Source organism: Xanthomonas sp. JL1 (assembly GCF_038405005.1).
In genome coordinates this window covers 1-17,294 of sequence record NZ_JBBYGR010000031.1, presented here as the reverse complement: position 1 = coordinate 17,294, position 17,294 = coordinate 1, and the positions used below count along the sequence as shown (strand labels likewise).

Here is a 17,294-nt window from a genome sequence, read left to right as displayed (position 1 = left end):
ATGAACGTCCTCGCCTTCGAGACCTCCACCGAAGCCTGTTCCGTCGCCGTGCACGTCGACGGTCGCGTGATCGAGCGCTTCGAACTGGCGCCGCGCCGCCACGCCGAACTGGCGCTGCCCTGGGCCGAGCAGCTGCTGGCCGAGGCAGGTATTACGCGCCGCCAGCTCGATGCGATTGCGGTCGGCCGTGGCCCTGGCGCGTTCACTGGCGTGCGTCTGGCGATCGGCATTGCGCAGGGCATCGCCTTGGCGCTGGATGTGCCGGTGCTGGCCGTTTCCACGTTGCAGGTGCTGGCCCTGCGCGCGCCGGCCGAAGCGAGCCATGTACTGGCCTGCATCGATGCGCGCATGGGCGAGGTGTATGCCGGTGTCTTCGCGCGCGGTGACGACACGGTGCTGGAACTGGCGCCGGAAGTGGTCTGCGCGCCGGAAGCACTCGTGCTGCCCGATACGGCGCAGCGCATGGCCGCTGTCGGCACCGGTCTGGCGGCTGCCGATGCGCTGCTGCAACAGCGCTTTGCGACGCGCCTGACCAGTGTCGATGCCGCCGCGCTGCCGCGTGCCGCCGATCTGCTCACGCTCGCGGTGCCGGCCCTGCGGCGCGGCCAAGGCGTGGCGCCGGAGCGGGTGGAGCCGGCCTACCTGCGCGACAACGTCGCGCTCACCCTGGTCGAGCAACAGGCCGCCCGCGCCGCGAAGGCGGCCGGCGCATCGCCATGACCGATGCTGCCCGGCATGCGCGTTTTCGCGGTTGCCTGCTCGGTCTGGCGGTGGGCGATGCGCTAGGCACCACGCTCGAATTCTGCGCGCCGGGCAGCTTCACGCCGATCGACGACATGCACGGCGGCGGCCCGTTTGCCTTGCGGGCCGGGCAGTGGACCGACGACCCCTCGATGGCCTTGTGCCTGGCGCATAGCCTGCTGCATCGGCAGGGCTTCGACGCGGCCGATCAGATGAACCGCGATTGCAATTGGTACCAGCACGGTCAGCTCAGCAGTACCGGTGCCTGCTGCGATATCGGTGCGACCGTGCGCCAGGCGCTGGAGCGCTATCTGGATGGCGGCCCGGCCTTCGGCGGCGGCACCGATCCGCGCTCGGCTGGCAATGGTTCGTTGATGCGGCTGGCGCCGGTGGCGATGTATGACGCGCAGTGTCCTGACCAACTGGCCGATCGCGCGGACGACAGTTCGCGCACCACCCATGCCGCTGCCGAAGCACTGGATGCCTGCCGGCTGTTCGCGGTCCAGCTGCGCGCCGCGCTGCTTGGAGGCACGCGCGATCAGGTGCTCCATGCGCAACCGGAAACGTCGCTGACGCCTGCAGTCCACGCATTGGCGATCCGCGACCATGTCGCCGTGCCCGCCGCGCAGATCTGCGGTATGGGCTATGTCATCGATTCGCTGTCGGCAGCGCTGTGGTGTTTCGCCACCACCGAGAGCTGTGCCGAGGCCGTGCTGCGTGCCGCCAACCTGGGCGACGATGCGGACACCACCGCAGCGATCTGCGGGCAGCTCGCCGGCGCGTTTTACGGCATCGACGGCATCCCGGCCGCCTGGCGCGAACGCGTGCAGGATGCGGCAGAGATTGTTGTGCTGGCAGACCGGTTGTACGAGGCGGCGTCAGTGGCCTGAGGCCGCAGCCACGATTCAACGGACCGGCACGTATGCAGCACGCTGTAGGTGAAGCGCCGGCGTCGTGCTTGCGGCCCTTGATGGGGGGGGGCGGCCCGATCAGGCGTGATTGCGGTGCCAGACTGGTGCACGCGCGTGGCGGTGTGCGTGCTGTCTCTGCCTCGCTATCGCAGTGGACGCTGTGCGGATCGCGCGCGTCGCCGCAGCGGCCTTGCCGCCGCATTGCAGTGTTTATCAGGTCAGCGCCGCCAGGGTGTGGCGCGATGCGCGGCGCAAGCAACGCGCCCGCTACCTCAGCGATCGTCGTGCAGCTCGCCGCCGGGCAGGAACAACCAGGTGCGCGTGACCTGCAGGATGTCCACATCGTCCTTGGTCTTGGGCAGCGGCGGGAACGGCTGCGCCAGTTGCACCAAGCGTAATGCGGCATCGTCGAGCAGCGGAACCCCGCTGGAGACCAGCACGCTGCTGCTTTCCACGCTGCCGTCGCGGCGCACGCCCACGTTGATGACGACCTTGCCGCCCAGCCGGCGGCGGCGGGCGTCGTCGGGATAATTCAGATTGCCCACGCGCTCGGCGCGGTCCACCCAGGCGCGTAGATAGTTCGCATATGCGTATTCGCGGGTGCTGGCCGAGACGAACTTGCGGTTCGGGCGTTTGGCGTACTGCTCGGAGCGCAAATGCACTTCGGCTGCGAGCCGGGCCATTTCGGCATCGCGCTGCAAGCGTTGCGCATCTGCAGGAGTGAGTGGGTCGGTCTGCGGATTGGGTTGTGGCGTCGGCACGGCCTGCTCGCCGCGACGGCTGGTCACCACGCGGGTCTGGGTCGGCGCCGGCGCGTTCACGCTGGTGGCGCGTTGTGCCTGTGGCGCCAGCCCGGTGCGGTCCTGTGGCACCACGCCCGGCTGGCTGTCGCGCGGGCGCTGCGCGGTGTCGTGATTGCCGCCGCCCTGCTGGTTGGCCTGGGCCAGGAAGTCGGCCTGCTTGGGCGTCAACGGTGTGCTGGTCTGGCTGAAGATCACATCCAGGGTTGGCACCAGTGGCGCGTCTTCGCTGACCGCAAACACCACGCCCAGGATCAGCACGCCGTGCAACAGCAGCGAGATCACCAGCGTCATCATCAGCCGGCGACCGTCGTCCATCGGTGCCGGCAGCGCCGCGGCCGTGCTCATTGCGCGGCGCCTGCCTCGATCGCGTCGAACAGCAGCCCGGCGATGTTCAGGCCGAACTGGGCATCCAGCTCGCGCACGCAGGTGGGGCTGGTGACGTTGACCTCGGTCAGGTAATCGCCGATCACATCCAGGCCCACGAAGCGCATGCCGCGGCGGCGCATTTCCGGGCCCACCTGAGCCGCGATCCAGCGGTCGCGCTCGGACAACAGCCGGCCTTCGCCGCGCCCGCCGGCCGCCAGGTTGCCGCGGAACTCGTCGCCCTGCGGAATCCGCGCCAGGCAGTAATCCACCGGCACGCCGTCCACCAGCAGGATGCGCTTGTCGCCGGCGCTGATGTCGGGGATGAAGCGCTGCGCCAGGGTCAGCTTGCGGTTGCCGTCGGTCAGCGTTTCCAGAATCACGTTGAGGTTGGGGTCGCCGGTGCCGCTACGGAAGATCGAGCGCCCGCCCATGCCGTCCAGCGGCTTGAGTACCGCCTGACCATGCTCCAACACAAAGGCCTTGAGCGCGGCGGCATCGCGGCTGACCAGGGTGGGCGGGCAGCACTGCGGAAACAGCAGCGCTGCCAGCTTCTCGTTGTAGTCGCGCAGGCCCTGCGGGTCGTTGACGATCTGCGCGCCGGCGCGCTGCGCCACGCTTAGCACCTGGGTGTCGTAGACGAACTCCGCATCCACCGGCGGGTCCTTGCGCATCAACACCACCTGGCCGGGGCCGAATTCCAGCTCGGCGAACTCGCCCAGCGTGAACCAGTTGGTCTTGTCTTCGCGTACGCTCAGCGGCGCGACCTGCGCCACCGCGCGGCCTTCGCGCAGGCTCAGCCCGCCCGGGCGCACGTAATGCAGGCGGTGGCCACGGCGCTGGGCGTCCAGCAGCATGGCAAACGTGGTGTCTTTGGCGATCTTGATGGAGGCGATGGGATCCATCACCACGACGACGTCGAGCGACATGGGGCTAAACCTTTCGAACAAGCTGCCGATGGTAACTTGCCGATGGTAACTTCAAGCGATGGGCGATGGCGCGCCCGGCGGGTCGTAGTGCGCGACTTGCCGGCCGGGACGCGCCCAGACGTGGTCGGAACGTCCGCCTGGCGGGGCCCCGGCAATGCGCCCTTGACAGTCGATGCTGGTCTTGGGATATACATGCAGTTTCGTAGCGACGTCGGAAGGGATGACGCGTCGCGCGCCTGGGGATATGTGATGAGTGAAAACATTGCTGCGGGTGGGGAACTCGCAGGACTCAAGGTGATGGTGATCGATGATTCGAAAACCATTCGCCGCACCGCCGAAACGCTGCTGAAGCGGGAAGGTTGTGAAGTAGTGACAGCAACGGATGGTTTCGAGGCACTGGCCAAAATTGCGGACCAGCAACCTCAGATCATTTTTGTTGACATCATGATGCCGCGCCTGGATGGCTACCAGACGTGCGCGTTGATCAAGGGCAACCAGCTCTTCAAATCGACGCCGGTAATCATGTTGTCGTCCAAGGATGGGCTGTTCGACAAGGCACGCGGCCGCATCGTCGGTTCCGAGCAATATCTGACCAAGCCGTTCACCCGTGAAGAACTATTGAGCGCAATCCGCACGTACGTCCACGCCTGACCAGGGGGAAAGGCAACATGGCTCGAATTGTATTGATCGAGGACTCGCCCACCGACAGCGCAGTCTTCAGTCAATGGCTGGAAAAAGCAGGCCATACGGTCGTCGCCACCGATAACGCAGAAGAGGGACTTGAGCTGGTTCGCAGCCAGGTGCCCGATCTTGTGTTGATGGATGTGGTGTTGCCCGGCATGAGCGGCTTCCAGGCAACGCGTGCACTTGCACGCGACCAGGCTACCAAGGACATCCCCGTGCTGCTGGTCAGCACCAAGGGCATGGAAACCGACAGGGCCTGGGGTTTGCGACAAGGTGCCAGCGACTACATCGTCAAGCCGCCGCGCGAAGACGATTTGATCGCGCGCATCAGACAACTGGTGCGTTGATGCGCTCTCCATTCGATATTCTCGAAGACTACGAGCGTCGTAGTCTTGCGCACGCCACGCCGCTGCCGGAACGCCAGTTCTCTGCAGATATCTGGCGCGGCGTAGGTTACCGCGTCGGTACCCGGCGATTGGTTTCTGACTTCCGCGAAGTGGCGGAAATCGTGCCGATGCCGCCAGTGACTCCGGTGCCGGGCGCACAGCCCTGGCTGCTGGGCGTGGGCAACCTGCGCGGCAATCTATTTCCGGTGATCGATCTGAAGCAGTTCCTGGAGGGCCGTCGCACGGTGCTGCAGGAAGGCCAGCGTGTGCTGATCATGCGTCAGAGCGGCGGCGACGTCGCCCTGACCATCGATGAGCTGTACGGCCAACGCAGCTTCGAGCAGGTCCAGGCGGTGGAACCCGGCGAGTTGGCGCAAGGCCGCTACGCCCACTTTATCGACCGTGCCTTCCGCAACGAGACGCAGGACTGGGGGGTGTTTTCCCTGGCCTTGCTGTCGCGCACTCCTGAATTCCGGCAGGCCGCGGCCTAAGCCGCGACCCTGCCACGTCATACAGATCGAGGTCGAACCATGAGTACCGCCCCGGACGCCCGCAAGACCAACAAGCTCGGCAGCGTCAGCACCAGCTTCTGGCTTGGCTTGCTGGTGTTGTCGATGATCGTGTTTGGCGCCAACACCGGCGTCGCGACCTGGCAGAGCAGTCATCTTGCCGGCGCCGGTGTTAGCGCGGCCGACTTGCAGGTGCTTTCGCAGCAGCTGGCTAACCAGGGCCGCGAAGCGGTCTCCGGCGACACTAAGGCATTTGCCGCGTTCAAGGAGACCAAGGGCCGCATCGACAGCACGGTCAACGATCTGGATGGCCGTTACGGCCAGGAAGGCCCGATCGCCAGCTCGATGTCGCAGCTCAAGGCGACCTGGGTGCCGCTGAGCAAGAACGCCGATCAGGTCATCGCCAGCGAACAGGCGGTGCTGGCGATCGCAGTCAACGCCAACCGCTTCTCCGGCAGCGTCCCGCAATTGCAGGCGCAGTTGAACGAAGTGGTGCGTGCGATGACCGTCAGCGGCGCGCCGGCTTCGCAGATCTACAACACCTTGCAGCAGGTCGTGGTAGCCGGAACCATGGCGCGGCGGGTGACCGAAATCCGCGCCGGCGAAGACGATGCGGTCGCGTCCGGCGACGCGCTGGCACGCGACTCGGTGGTGTTCACGCAGATGCTCGAAGGCTTGCGCGCAGGCAACGAGGAACTCGGCATCGCCGCGGTCCGAAACCCGGCCGCGTTGTCGGCGCTGGAACAGTCGCAGGCCCAGTGGACGAGGATGAAGAGGGACGTCGACGCCATCCTCGCCAACTCGCGCAACCTGTTTGCCGCGCAGTCCTCGGCTGCCGCGCTGACGGCTGGCTCCAGCAAGATGCTCGACGACAGCAAGAAGCTGTTCGATGCGTTCTCTTCGTTCGGTTCGGTGCGCGACACGCGCCTGTTCCCGAACTTCTGGCTGGGCGTGGTGTCCGGCCTGGTCGCGCTGCTGGCGATCATCGGCTTCGTGTGGAGCTCGGTGCGCGTGCGGACCCGCGAGCAGGACGTGCGCTACCAGTCGCAGGTGGAATTCAACAGCCGCAACCAGCAGGCGATTATGCGGTTGCTGGACGAAATCAGCTCGCTCGGTGAGGGTGACCTGACGGTGAAAGCCTCGGTGACCGAGGACATGACCGGTGCCATCGCCGACGCCATCAACTACGCCGTGGACGAACTGCGCCACCTGGTGACCACCATCAACGACACCTCAGCCAAAGTGGCCGTGTCGACCCAGGAAACCCAGGCCACGGCCATGCAGCTGGCCGAAGCGGCCGGCCAGCAGGCCAACCAGATCACCACTGCTTCCGAGCGCATCAGCGAAATCGCTGCCAGCATCGAACAGGTGTCGCGCAACTCCACCGAGTCGGCCGAAGTGGCGCAGCGCTCGGTGGTCATCGCCGCCGAAGGTGCCGGCGTGGTGCGCGAGACGATTCAGGGCATGGATCAGATTCGCGACCAGATCCAGGAAACCTCCAAGCGCATCAAGCGGCTGGGCGAATCCTCGCAGGAAATCGGCTCGATCGTGGAACTGATCAACGACATTTCCGAGCAGACCAACATCCTGGCGCTCAACGCTGCGGTGCAGGCAGCATCGGCCGGCGAGGCCGGCCGCGGTTTCGCCGTGGTGGCCGACGAAGTGCAGCGCCTGGCAGAACGCACCTCCAGTGCGACCCGACGCATTGAAGGTCTGGTGCAGACCATTCAGGCCGATACCAACGAAGCGGTCAGCTCGATGGAGCAGACCACCTCCGAAGTGGTGTCCGGTGCGCGCCTGGCCGAAGACGCCGGCACCGCGCTGACCGAAATCGAGCGCGTGTCCAACGCCTTGAATAACCTGATTAAGAACATCTCCATCGCCGCGCACCAGCAGTCGGCCGCGGCGACGGATATCACACAGACCATGGGCGTGATCCGTCAGATCACCAGCCAGACATCGCAGGGTGCGGAGCAGACGGCCGAATCGATCGGCAACCTGGCTCAGCTCGCTGCCGATCTGCGCCGTTCGGTCGCCGACTTCAAGCTGCCGGCGTGACAACGACGCGGAACGGGAAAGGATCAGCAGATGGCGCCTAGTAGCGTTACGTCGATGCAGAAAGTGACCGGTTGCTGCGCTAGCGGCAAGTCGGTCGTAGTCAGGGGGCTGCAATGAGCGCGCTTCGCGATGCGATGAGTCACGCCGCACTGGGCTGGGTCAAGCCAGAGCTGGACGAGACGTTGCGCCAGGCGCGCAACGAGATCGAATACTTTGCCGAAGAACCGTCCGACACCAGTCGGATGCGGTTCTGCGCCGGCTATCTGCACCAGGTGCAGGGCACGCTGCGCATGGTCGAGTTGTATGCGCCGGCGATGGTGGCCGAAGAGCTCGAGCTGCTGGCCCAGGCCGTGCAGGTGGGCGAGGTCGCCGACCGCGATGAAGCCTGCGCCATGCTGATGCGCGGCACCGTGCTGCTGCCCGATTATCTGGAGCGCTTGCAGAACGGGCACCGCGACATTCCGATCGTGTTGTTGCCGCTGCTCAATGAGATCCGCGCCACCCGTGGCCAGCCGGGTCTCAACGAGAGCGTGCTGTTTGCGCTCGACCCGCAGTCGGGTGTCGCCACCGAGGCCGAGCTGGATCACGCGCGCGGTAGCTTGAGCGGGCGCAATCGCGAATTGCTCGACACCGTTGGCAATGCGGTCAAGGAAGAATTGCTGCGCGTCAAAGATGCGCTGGACCTGCATCTGCGCACCGGCGGTGACATCGCCAAGCTGCAGACCCAGGTCAAGGATCTGGGCAGCGTTGCCGACACCCTGGGCATGATGGGCCTGGGTGTGGCGCGCAATGTCGTCGTGCAGCAGCGCGATGCGTTGGCGCGCGTGGTCGATGGCCAGACCCAGATGGACGACAACGTGCTGCTGGATATCGCCGGCGCGCTGCTGTACGTGGATGCCTCGCTGGACGATCAGGTGGCCAGCCTTGGCGCCGATCCGGGCGATGGCACCGAAGTCATCAACAGTGCCAACTCCTCGGAAGTGCGCCGCACGGTCGATGTGCTGGCGCAGCAAGCGATCGCCAACTTCGGTGCGGCGCGCGAGCACTTCGTCGCCTTCATCGAAACCAACTGGGACCATGCCCGCCTGGCCAATGTGCCGCACCTGCTCGGCGAAGTCGGCGGTGCATTGCGCATTCTCGAATTGCCGCAGGCTGCCGATTATCTGGAAGGCGTGCGTGGTTACGTCGATCTGGAACTGATCTGCAAGCAGCGCGTGCCCAGTGGCCGACAGCTGGATACGCTGGCCGATGCGATGGCCAGCCTGGAGTACTATCTGGAAGCCCTGCGCGAGCGCCGTCCCGGCCGCGAGGAGATTCTGGACATCACCCGCAACAGCCTGGAAACGCTGCGTTATTGGCCGCTGCCGTCGGGCGAGCCGTCCGATTTGCCGATCGGTGCCGACCAGCCGGGCAGCGTGGCCGAACCGCAGACGGTGGCCGCCACGCCGTTGCAGCATGCGGACACGCCGCAGGCCGCCAACGATGCCGCGCCCACGCCGTCGCTGGAATGGGTCAACGAAACCGTGGTCGAAACGCCGTTCGCTGCCAGGGTGGTGCACGACACCGGCGCCGCCGCGACCGATACGATGTTTTCGTTCGACCCGGTTGCCGCTGAAGAAACCGTGTCCGGCCAGTCGCATGTGCCGTTCACCGTGGCGCCGCTGGATCTGTCCGACGACGGCGCGCAAGCGCCCGGTGACTGGCAGCTGGAAACCACCGAGCAGGTCGCGCCAATCGCCACCTCTGCGTTCGACCCGGTGTCGGCCGAGCAGGATGGCAACGAGGTCGTGCAGGTCAGCTATACCGTGGATTTGAGCGCGCTGGAGCAAGAGCACGCTGCCGAGCCGGTGGTTGCCGAAGACGCGCCGCTGCAGATCGAGCAGATCGCGCTGCCTGGCGATGCCGAGCAGACCGAAGCGCCGTTGGATTTCATTGCCGAGAACGCAACGCGTCGTGCGCAGACCAGCATCGAAGATGCGTTTTCGCCGCCGCCGCTTCCGCCGCAGGAACTGGAAGACCCGTTCGTCGAACCCGTGCAGGAGCCGCAAGACGCACCGTGCGAAGCAACAGCCGAGGCCACCGCTTCGCGCGTGCAACAGGCGGTGGTCAGCGAGTTCGAACTGGACGACGCATCCGCCGCGTTCCTGGCCCCACTCGATGCAGCGGCCGCGCAGTTCGATGTGCAGCAGCCGCAGGCGACGACTGTCCCGGCCGACGCTGAAACCGCGCAGGCATCTTCCGAACCCGTGTCCAGCGAAGGTACTCAGGCTGCGACCGCCGCTGATGCCGGCATTTTCGGCGGCTTCGGCGACAGCGATATCGACGACGATATCCGCGACGTCTTCCTGGAAGAATTCGACGAAGAACTGGTCAACCTGGGCCAGTTGTTGCCGGTGTGGCGCGCCGCGCCGAACAACCCGGAACACCTGCGCCCGATCCGCCGCGTCTTTCACACCCTGAAGGGCAGTGGGCGCTTGGTCGGTGCCAGCGTGCTCGGCGAGTTCAGCTGGAAAATCGAGAGCATGCTCAACCGCGTGCTCGATAATTCGCGACCGGCCAGCCCGGCGCTCGTGGCGATGGTCGAATTGGCGTACGACGTGCTGCCGCAGTTCAACGCCGCGCTACGCAACCAGGGGCGCATCAACGCCGACCTGCCGGAAATTCAGGCCATTGCCGAGCGCGTTGCGGCAGGCGAAGAGGTCTACTACGTGCCCGCAGCCGCGGCGCCGGTGGCAGACGCCGGCGCGATTCTGGCAGCAACAAGCGTGGTTGCCGCCAGCGGTGGAACGCCGGCTTCGGTGGACAGCGTGCTGCGCGAGATCCTCGAAGCCGAGGTCGCCACCCATCTGGACACGGTAAACGGGTGGCTGCAGGCCAGCCAGGCCGAGCCGCAGTTGCCGACCGAAGAACTGCTGCGCGCCGTGCACACCATGAGTGGCGCGTTCGCGATGACCGACGTGCCGGAAATCACGTTGGTGACGACGCCGGCCGAAAGCTACGTCAAGCGTCTTCTGGCCGCCTCGGTCACACCGTCGGCCGCCGGCTTGGATGCCATTGCCGCCACCGCTGCCGCGATTGCCACCACGGTGACGGCACTACGCGCCGATGCGCCGTTGATTCCCTCGTTTGCACCGTTGACCGAGCGCTTGCGTGCGCTGGTGGACACCTTGCCGGAAGCGCAGTGGCCGCCGCAGGTGTTCCTGGACGAGCTGGACGATGTCGATGCACCCAGCGACACGGTAGACGACAACAATGCCTCGGTCGAACTGACCGGTGCGCAGGATCTGTCGCAGTACCTCGATGCTAGCGCGCTGCCCTTCGACGCGCCCGCACCGGCGCAAGACACCGAAGACACACAGCCGCAGTCGGACGACGCGCCGATTGCCGTGGACGCGTTGGCCGATGCAGAAGCCGAGCACGATTCGGCGCTTGCCGTGGACGCGCCTGCATCGCACACAGTCGACGATCTCGGTCACCTTGCCTCGCACGAACACGTCGATGCGTCTGCCGAATCCGCGCATGCACCGAGCGACGACGCGCTGGTCCCGGCTGTTGTCTCTGCGCAGCTTGCCGATGCGATCAGCACCCATGCCGACACCGTTGCGGTAGAAGAGCCAGCCGACGCAGAAGCCGCGTTGGGCGATGCACAAACGCTGGCTGCGGCCGATGCCGAGCAGGCCACGGACACGCATGCGCAGCACGTGCCGACGCACGACGATCAGGGTGCAGCAGGCGCTGACGACGCGGTCGAGAGCAGCGAAGCACTTGCGTCCGTGTACACAGGCACGGCATTGGCTGAAGACGCTGACGCAACCAACGCGGAAGACTGGACGCCGGGAACCCCGGCGCTGGACAGCGTGCCGACCGACCAGGAAGGCCACGCGGCCGATCAGCTTCGCCACGAACACGCGGACACGCACGAACACGCCGGCGAACAGCCGGCAGACGAAGCGGCGCAGCACGGCGACGCCGCGCTGCCGCATGCTGGGCAGTCGCATACCGGAGAACAGCAGCACGCCGAGGTCGCCGCGCCGCTGGGCGAACACGCAGACATCGAAGCGTACGCGTCGTCGGATCAGCAGGTGGATTCGGGCGAGTCCGCAGCTTCGGACGCGCAGTGGCATGCAGGCGAGCAGGTGCCATCGGAGCAGGACGTCGAATCCAGCGAGCAGCTGCAGACGGACGCGCATTCCGACGAGCACGCTGGCGAAGCCGAACACGCTACGGAACACGAGCGTGCCGAGGCCGAGCATGCGGAAACCGACCACTCTCGAACTGAGCAGGCCAACGCCGAAGTCATGCCCGATCACACCGTCGAATCGGTGCAGGCATTCGAAATGGCGCATGCAGCCGATCAGGTGGAAGAATCGGGCGATCCGCAGTCCGATACCGCACCACAACTGCACGACGCACAGGCTTCAACCTCCGAAGACGCGACGCATGCCGACGCGCATGCAGCGGCCGACGCGATTGCCGCAGCCGAGCACGTCGAGCACGCAGAACACGCAGAACATGAGGAACATGAGGAACATGCGGACGCTAGCGAACACGCCGTTGCCGACCAGTACGCCGACGACTCCGCAGAGCACCGCGCAGCCGCCAGCGATCGCGCCGCAGCCGACCACAGCGCAGCAGAGCCGGAAGACACCAACACCACTGCAGCCTTCAGCGCACCGGTGGAAGAGGCCGCGCCTGTCGAGACGGCGAGCAACGACGCGGGTGCGGCATTCGATATCGGCCCGCTCAACTTCGATCAACTCGACGGCGAGCTGGTCGACATCTTCGTCGAAGAAGGCCGCGACCTGCTGGACCATTGCGATGGCTTGATCGCCCGCATGCGCGAAGTGCCGGAAGACCGCGATGTCCTCAACGGACTGCAGCGCGATCTGCACACGCTCAAGGGCGGTGCGCGCATGGCCGGCATCAACGCCATCGGCGACCTCGGTCACGCGATCGAATCGCTGCTTGAAGCCGTAGCGGCCAACCGGACCGACATCGACCGCGACGACGTGCGTCTGTTCGAGCGCGGCTTTGATCGCCTGCACCAGTTGTTGACCCGCACCGGCAAGCACCGCGCCGTGGCGATGCCGACCGATCTGGTGGAAGCCTTCGAAACCCGTACCCGTGGCCGCAATGCCGCCCCGCCCAGCGACGCCGATGTCCGCGCGATCGCCAAAGTATCGGTGGAACCGGCACCGCTGTCCGCGCCGGTTCCGGTGGAAGGCCAGACCGAAGAAGGCTTCCTGCCGCGCGTGCAGCAGGAGCAGGTACGCGTGCGCGCCGACCTGCTCGACCGTCTGGTCAACCACGCCGGCGAAGTGGCGATCTACCGCTCGCGCCTGGAGCAGCAGTTGGGCGCGTTCCGCGGCGCCATGGGCGAATTGGATCGCACCAATGCCCGTCTGCGCGACCAGTTGCGCCGTCTGGATCTGGAGACCGAAGCGCAGATCGTGGCGCGTTATCAGCGCGAACAGGATCAGGGCGATCGCACCTTCGATCCGCTGGAACTGGACCGCTTTTCCACCCTGCAGCAGCTCAGCCGCGCGCTGAACGAATCGGCGGCCGACTTGGGCGGCTTGCAAGGTGTGCTGGAAGATCTGTCGCGTCAGTACGACGGCTTGCTGCAACAGCAGTCGCGCGTCAGCTCCGAACTGCAGGACGGCCTGATGCGCGCGCGCATGGTGCCGTTCGAGGGCTTGGTGCCGCGGTTGCGTCGTGTGGTGCGTCAGGCGGCCAGCGACACCGGCAAGCAAGTGCACCTGCTGCTGGAAGGCACCCAGGGCGAACTCGATCGCAACGTGCTCGATCGCATGGTCGCGCCGTTGGAACACATGCTGCGCAACTCGGTGGCGCACGGGCTGGAAACGCCCGAGCAACGCCGCGATGCGGGCAAGCCGGAAGAAGGCAGTATCGCGATCCGTCTGCGCCGCGAAGGTTCGGAAATCGTGCTGGAAGTGGCCGACGACGGCGCCGGGTTGGACCGCGAGGCGATCCGTCGCCGCGGCGAACAGCGCGGCTTGATCGAGCCCGGTCAGGAGCTCAGCGATGCCGAACTGGATGGACTGATCTTCGCCTCCGGTTTCAGCACCTCCGAGCAGGTCAGCCAGCTGGCTGGCCGTGGCGTGGGCATGGACGTGGTGCGCAACGAAGTGCGTCAGGTTGGCGGCTCGGTGGACATCCACTCGGTGCGCGGCCAGGGCGTCACCTTCACCTTGCGTCTGCCGCAGACGCTGGCGGTCACCCAGGCGGTGTTCGTGCGCATTGGGGAGACCACGTTCGCAGTGCCGGTGGGTTCGGTCAGCGGTATCGGCCGCATCTCGCGCACCCGTTACGAGTCGGGCGAGGGTGGATATCACTACGCCGGCGAAGAGTACGTGCTGCATGACCTCGGCTCGCTGGTCGGCCAGGCCGCCGCGCGTGCCGATGGCCAGGCGCAAGTGCCGTTGTTGCTGGTGCGTGCGGGCGATCTGCGCGCCGCGGTGGCAATCGATCAGGTGCTGGGCAACCGCGAAATCGTGGTCAAGCCGGTGGGCCTGCAGATCGCGTCGGTGCCCGGTATCTACGGCGCCACCATCACCGGCGATGGCCGCGTGGTGGTGATTCTGGACGTCGCGCCGCTGGTCCGTCGTTACCTCAGCCATCCAGCGCGTCAGACGCTGGAAACGCAGACCGAAGCGCAGCGTCAGGTGCCGTTGGTGATGGTGGTCGACGATTCGCTGACCATGCGCAAAGTCACCGGCCGTGTGCTGGAACGTCACAACCTGGACGTCACCACCGCCCGCGACGGTGTCGAGGCGCTAGAACTGCTCGAAGAGCGCGTGCCCGACCTGATGCTGCTGGATATCGAAATGCCGCGCATGGACGGCTACGAACTGGCGACCGCGATGCGTGCCGACCCGCGCTTCAAGGCGGTGCCGATCGTGATGATCACCTCGCGCAGTGGCGAAAAGCATCGCCAGCGTGCCTTCCAGATCGGCGTGCAGCGTTACCTGGGCAAGCCTTACCAGGAGTTGGATCTGATGCGAAACGTGTATGACCTGCTGGGGATCGCCCGTGTCCGAGACTAATGGCGCAATGGGAACTCCGGTTGCTTTGCTGGGTCGTCCGGGGCAGGCGCGCGAGCGCCTGCGCGAAGCGCTCGTCTTGGCTGGTGCGCAGGTGGTGCTGGAAGACGAGCCATCGGCGGTCGACGTGCAGATGCTGCGCGACGCCGAGCCGGTGGCGGTGCTGGTCGCACTCGAGCCGTTGATCGAAGACGCACTCGAAGCGCTGGAGCCGGCTTTCAACATGCCTGGCGTCACCGTGATCTTCGACGAGGCCGAACTAACGGTGCGTCGCGAGGGCTGGGAAGCGCAGCGTTGGGTGCGCCATCTGGCGGCAAAACTGCACGGCCACGCCGACGTCTTGCCACCGGGCACCGAAAGCGAACCATCGCTGCAGCCCGAGCCGGGTCTGGCGCTGGCCTCGCGCCAGCATTCGGACCTGCAGCTGGATCAACACCTGGAAGCCGCCGCGCATGCGTTCGAAACCGTGCCCAGCGATGCCTTGTGTGCGCGTGCATCCACGCATGACGCTGCGCCAGCCGCTTCGGAAAAGCCGGGTTTGACCCTGAGCGATTCCAGCACCTGGGGCTTGCTGGACGAAGTGACCGTGGTGGTGCGCCCGCGCGCCGAAGCACATGTGTCTTCAGCGGATGTGTCTTCGCTGTCGACCGGCGGATTGTCGCTGGTGGATCTGGAGCACAGCGGCAGCGTCACCGGCGCAGTGTTGGTGATGGCCGGCATCGGCGGGCCCGATGCGATCCGCCGTCTGCTGGCCGCATTGCCGCCGGAATTTCCGCGCGCGGTGCTGGTGCGCATGACCCTGGATGGCGGCCAGTACGGCAACCTGGTGCGGCAGATGGGGCGTGTGTCTGCGCTGCCGGTCGAACTGGGTGAGGCGGGGCAGGTGGTCGTGCCGGGCAAGGTGTATGTGCTCTCCGACGAGGTCGGCGTGCACCAGCATGCTGGCGCGCTGGCATTCGTGTCGCCGGCCGACCCGGCCGGTCTGATCGCTGCGCTGCCGCCGGCCGACAGTGCGGTGCTGATGCTCAGCGGTGCCAACGAGGCGATGGTAGAAGCATCGCTGGCATTGGCGGAGCAGGGCGGCTGGTTGGCCGGCCAATCCATCGACGGCTCTTACGACCCCGCCGCCGCCGCGCGGCTGGCGCGGCAAGGCATTCTGACCGGCGATCCTGCGCAGTTGGCGCAGGCGCTTGCACAGCGTTGGCCGGCATAAGCCGGGCGTTTCCTTTCGAATCGGAATCATGCGATGAGCTACGCCAATAACGACGAAATCCGCGGGGTCCTGATCCAGGCCGGACAGGAGCGTGTGCTGCTGCCGAACGCGACGGTGGCCGAGGTGATGTCGCGCGTGGCGGTCGAACCGCTGCCCGACATGCCGCATTGGGTGGTCGGGCGTATCGACTGGTACGGCTGGAAAGTGCCGCTGCTGTCGTTCGCACGCCTCAGCGGCATGGGTGAAGAGCCCACCGCAGTCAACAACAAGGTCATCGTGTTGAAGGCATTGGGCGGTAATCCGGCGTTGCCGTATTTCGCGCTGCTGAGCGCCTCGTTCCCGCAACTGATTTCGGTGCCGCGCGACGGCCTGCTGGCCGACGCATCGGAAGACGCGTTGCCCGAGGGCGTGCACATGCGCGTGCTGCTGGGCGAGCAAAGCGCTCTGTTGCCGAACCTGGACGCCATCGAAGCGCAGGTCGGTCAGGTGTTTGCGGCAGCTGCTGCCTGAGCGCGGTTGGTGCAGTGACTGTGCTCGCCGACAGGCGAGCGCAGTGGCACAGTGCAGCAGACGCCGGTTGCACTGATTGATCGGTGATGACTGCGTTGGTTGCAGTCGGGTGCTTTAATTCACGCACGGGATGAGGCACTGCGTTTCGGAGATGGCTTGCGGAGCGTGATCTCTATGCATCAGGTGGATGTGCACGTCGCAGAGAGATTGCACGCCTGTTTGAAGCGCGCATGTTGAGCGCGCAGCGGCCATGAGTCTTCCGGTATTTGCGCCGGTGCGGCACGCCGACGGCGTGGTGCTATGCGATCTGGCCGTTGTCGACCCGGCTGCAATGGCCGACTACCACACGCGTAACCGTGCGCACCTGGCCGATGCGATGCCGCTGCGGCCGCCTGTGTTCTACACCGTCGAGGGTTGGCGCCGCCTGTGTATCGCATACCGCAGCGCAGTGCCCGGCGAGCGTGAGTTGCAACTGGTGTTGCTGCAGGGCGAGCAGGTGATCGGCACCACTGGGTTCACCCAGATCCAGCGCGGCGCATTCCAGGCTTGCCACATGGGCTACGGCCTGGACGCCGCGCAGCAGGGGCGTGGCTTGATCCACTGGGCAGCCACGCAAGCAATTGCATTTGCCTTCGGCCCGCTCGGCCTGCATCGGGTGATGGCGCAACACGTTCCGGAGAATCTGCGCAGTGCGCGTGTGCTGAAGCGGCTTGGCTTCCAGATCGAAGGTTATGCGCGGCGCTACCTGCAATTGAACGGCCACTGGCGCGACCATGTGTTGACCAGCAGGTTGCGCGAGGACGACACATCTGGCGAAGGCGCAGTGGATGGTCAGCCCGGTTTAGGGCGCAGCGCCCGAGAGCTCGAGCCGTAATTCATCGGCGGCTAGTGTGGCGTTCCGTTGATAGCTTTACAGAGCCGTTCGATCTTGGCGAGGATCGAGTCAGCGGTCGCAGTCCATTTGAACGGTCGCGGATTTTGATTGTAGTGCTCCACGAAGGCGTTGATCTTGCGCTTTAGGTCAGCCACCGAGTCGAAGGAGCCGCGCCTGATCGCCCGTTGGGTGATCAGGCCGAACCAGCGCTCGACCTGATTGAGCCAGGAGCTGTAGGTCGGCGTGTAA

The 17,294-nt window shown here is 65.9% G+C and carries 12 protein-coding genes and 1 pseudogene; 10 read left to right on the top strand and 3 right to left on the bottom strand.

The window, feature by feature from the left end:
• Together tsaB and WJW29_RS06595 are read left to right on the top strand one after the other, a co-directional pair.
• Nucleotides 1–720, top strand: a complete 720-nt coding sequence (gene tsaB / locus WJW29_RS06600; protein WP_011408180.1) for a tRNA (adenosine(37)-N6)-threonylcarbamoyltransferase complex dimerization subunit type 1 TsaB — start codon at nt 1–3, stop codon at nt 718–720.
• Complete coding sequence (locus tag WJW29_RS06595) at nt 717–1,631, top strand: ADP-ribosylglycohydrolase family protein (protein WP_011258505.1); 915 nt, start codon at nt 717–719, stop codon at nt 1,629–1,631. The genes tsaB and WJW29_RS06595 overlap by 4 nt, the downstream gene beginning before the upstream one ends.
• Before the next feature lie 293 nt (nt 1,632–1,924).
• Here WJW29_RS06595 and WJW29_RS06590 read toward each other — a convergent pair whose 3' ends face one another.
• Nucleotides 1,925–2,800: a TonB family protein gene (locus tag WJW29_RS06590; RefSeq protein ID WP_011258506.1), complete on the bottom strand. Its 876-nt coding sequence runs from the start codon at nt 2,798–2,800 to the stop codon at nt 1,925–1,927.
• Nucleotides 2,797–3,747: a glutathione synthase gene (gshB, locus tag WJW29_RS06585; protein WP_011408182.1), complete on the bottom strand. Its 951-nt coding sequence runs from the start codon at nt 3,745–3,747 to the stop codon at nt 2,797–2,799. Before gshB ends, WJW29_RS06590 begins: the two co-directional genes overlap by 4 nt.
• 249 nt (nt 3,748–3,996) lie before the next feature.
• Between gshB and pilG the strand changes: the two genes are divergently transcribed.
• From pilG to WJW29_RS06545, 8 genes are all read left to right on the top strand, one after another.
• The gene (gene pilG, locus WJW29_RS06580; protein WP_005913706.1) at nt 3,997–4,398 is read left to right on the top strand and encodes a twitching motility response regulator PilG; all 402 of its coding nucleotides are present in this window, start codon (nt 3,997–3,999) and stop codon (nt 4,396–4,398) included.
• 17 nt (nt 4,399–4,415) lie between these two features.
• Nucleotides 4,416–4,778: a response regulator gene (locus tag WJW29_RS06575; RefSeq protein ID WP_011258508.1), complete on the top strand. Its 363-nt coding sequence runs from the start codon at nt 4,416–4,418 to the stop codon at nt 4,776–4,778.
• Complete coding sequence (locus WJW29_RS06570) at nt 4,778–5,308, top strand: chemotaxis protein CheW (protein WP_003482487.1); 531 nt, start codon at nt 4,778–4,780, stop codon at nt 5,306–5,308. Before WJW29_RS06575 ends, WJW29_RS06570 begins: the two co-directional genes overlap by 1 nt.
• Nucleotides 5,309–5,347: 39 nt before the next feature.
• Entirely contained in the window at nt 5,348–7,384 is a 2,037-nt protein-coding gene (locus tag WJW29_RS06565; RefSeq protein WP_011258510.1) for a methyl-accepting chemotaxis protein, read from the top strand.
• A gap of 113 nt (nt 7,385–7,497) precedes the next feature.
• Nucleotides 7,498–14,451, top strand: coding sequence for an Hpt domain-containing protein (locus tag WJW29_RS06560; protein ID WP_113084401.1), 6,954 nt, complete (start codon nt 7,498–7,500; stop codon nt 14,449–14,451).
• 7 nt (nt 14,452–14,458) lie between these two features.
• Nucleotides 14,459–15,661, top strand: a complete 1,203-nt coding sequence (locus WJW29_RS06555; protein WP_011408184.1) for a chemotaxis protein CheB — start codon at nt 14,459–14,461, stop codon at nt 15,659–15,661.
• Between the two features lie 33 nt (nt 15,662–15,694).
• Nucleotides 15,695–16,171 (top strand): chemotaxis protein CheW, encoded by a 477-nt coding sequence (locus WJW29_RS06550; RefSeq protein ID WP_011258512.1) that lies wholly within the window; start codon nt 15,695–15,697, stop codon nt 16,169–16,171.
• A gap of 250 nt (nt 16,172–16,421) precedes the next feature.
• Nucleotides 16,422–17,045, top strand: coding sequence for a GNAT family N-acetyltransferase (locus WJW29_RS06545; RefSeq protein WP_011258513.1), 624 nt, complete (start codon nt 16,422–16,424; stop codon nt 17,043–17,045).
• An 11-nt stretch (nt 17,046–17,056) separates the two neighbouring features.
• Here the strand turns inward: WJW29_RS06545 and WJW29_RS06540 are convergent.
• Nucleotides 17,057–17,294, bottom strand: a pseudogene (locus WJW29_RS06540) (IS630 family transposase); the annotation flags it as partial.

What these genes read in the sequence shown, in the direction of transcription:
- WJW29_RS06545 (WP_011258513.1), top strand. Translation starts at nt 16,422, where the DNA reads ATGAGTCTTCCGGTATTTGCGCCGGTGCGGCACGCCGACGGCGTGGTG.
- WJW29_RS06555 (WP_011408184.1), top strand. Translation starts at nt 14,459, where the DNA reads ATGGGAACTCCGGTTGCTTTGCTGGGTCGTCCGGGGCAGGCGCGCGAG.
- gshB (WP_011408182.1), bottom strand. Translation starts at nt 3,747, where the DNA reads ATGTCGCTCGACGTCGTCGTGGTGATGGATCCCATCGCCTCCATCAAG.
- WJW29_RS06565 (WP_011258510.1), top strand. Translation starts at nt 5,348, where the DNA reads ATGAGTACCGCCCCGGACGCCCGCAAGACCAACAAGCTCGGCAGCGTC.
- WJW29_RS06595 (WP_011258505.1), top strand. Translation starts at nt 717, where the DNA reads ATGACCGATGCTGCCCGGCATGCGCGTTTTCGCGGTTGCCTGCTCGGT.
- WJW29_RS06570 (WP_003482487.1), top strand. Translation starts at nt 4,778, where the DNA reads ATGCGCTCTCCATTCGATATTCTCGAAGACTACGAGCGTCGTAGTCTT.
- WJW29_RS06590 (WP_011258506.1), bottom strand. Translation starts at nt 2,800, where the DNA reads ATGAGCACGGCCGCGGCGCTGCCGGCACCGATGGACGACGGTCGCCGG.
- WJW29_RS06550 (WP_011258512.1), top strand. Translation starts at nt 15,695, where the DNA reads ATGAGCTACGCCAATAACGACGAAATCCGCGGGGTCCTGATCCAGGCC.
- WJW29_RS06560 (WP_113084401.1), top strand. Translation starts at nt 7,498, where the DNA reads ATGAGCGCGCTTCGCGATGCGATGAGTCACGCCGCACTGGGCTGGGTC.
- pilG (WP_005913706.1), top strand. Translation starts at nt 3,997, where the DNA reads ATGAGTGAAAACATTGCTGCGGGTGGGGAACTCGCAGGACTCAAGGTG.
- WJW29_RS06575 (WP_011258508.1), top strand. Translation starts at nt 4,416, where the DNA reads ATGGCTCGAATTGTATTGATCGAGGACTCGCCCACCGACAGCGCAGTC.
- tsaB (WP_011408180.1), top strand. Translation starts at nt 1, where the DNA reads ATGAACGTCCTCGCCTTCGAGACCTCCACCGAAGCCTGTTCCGTCGCC.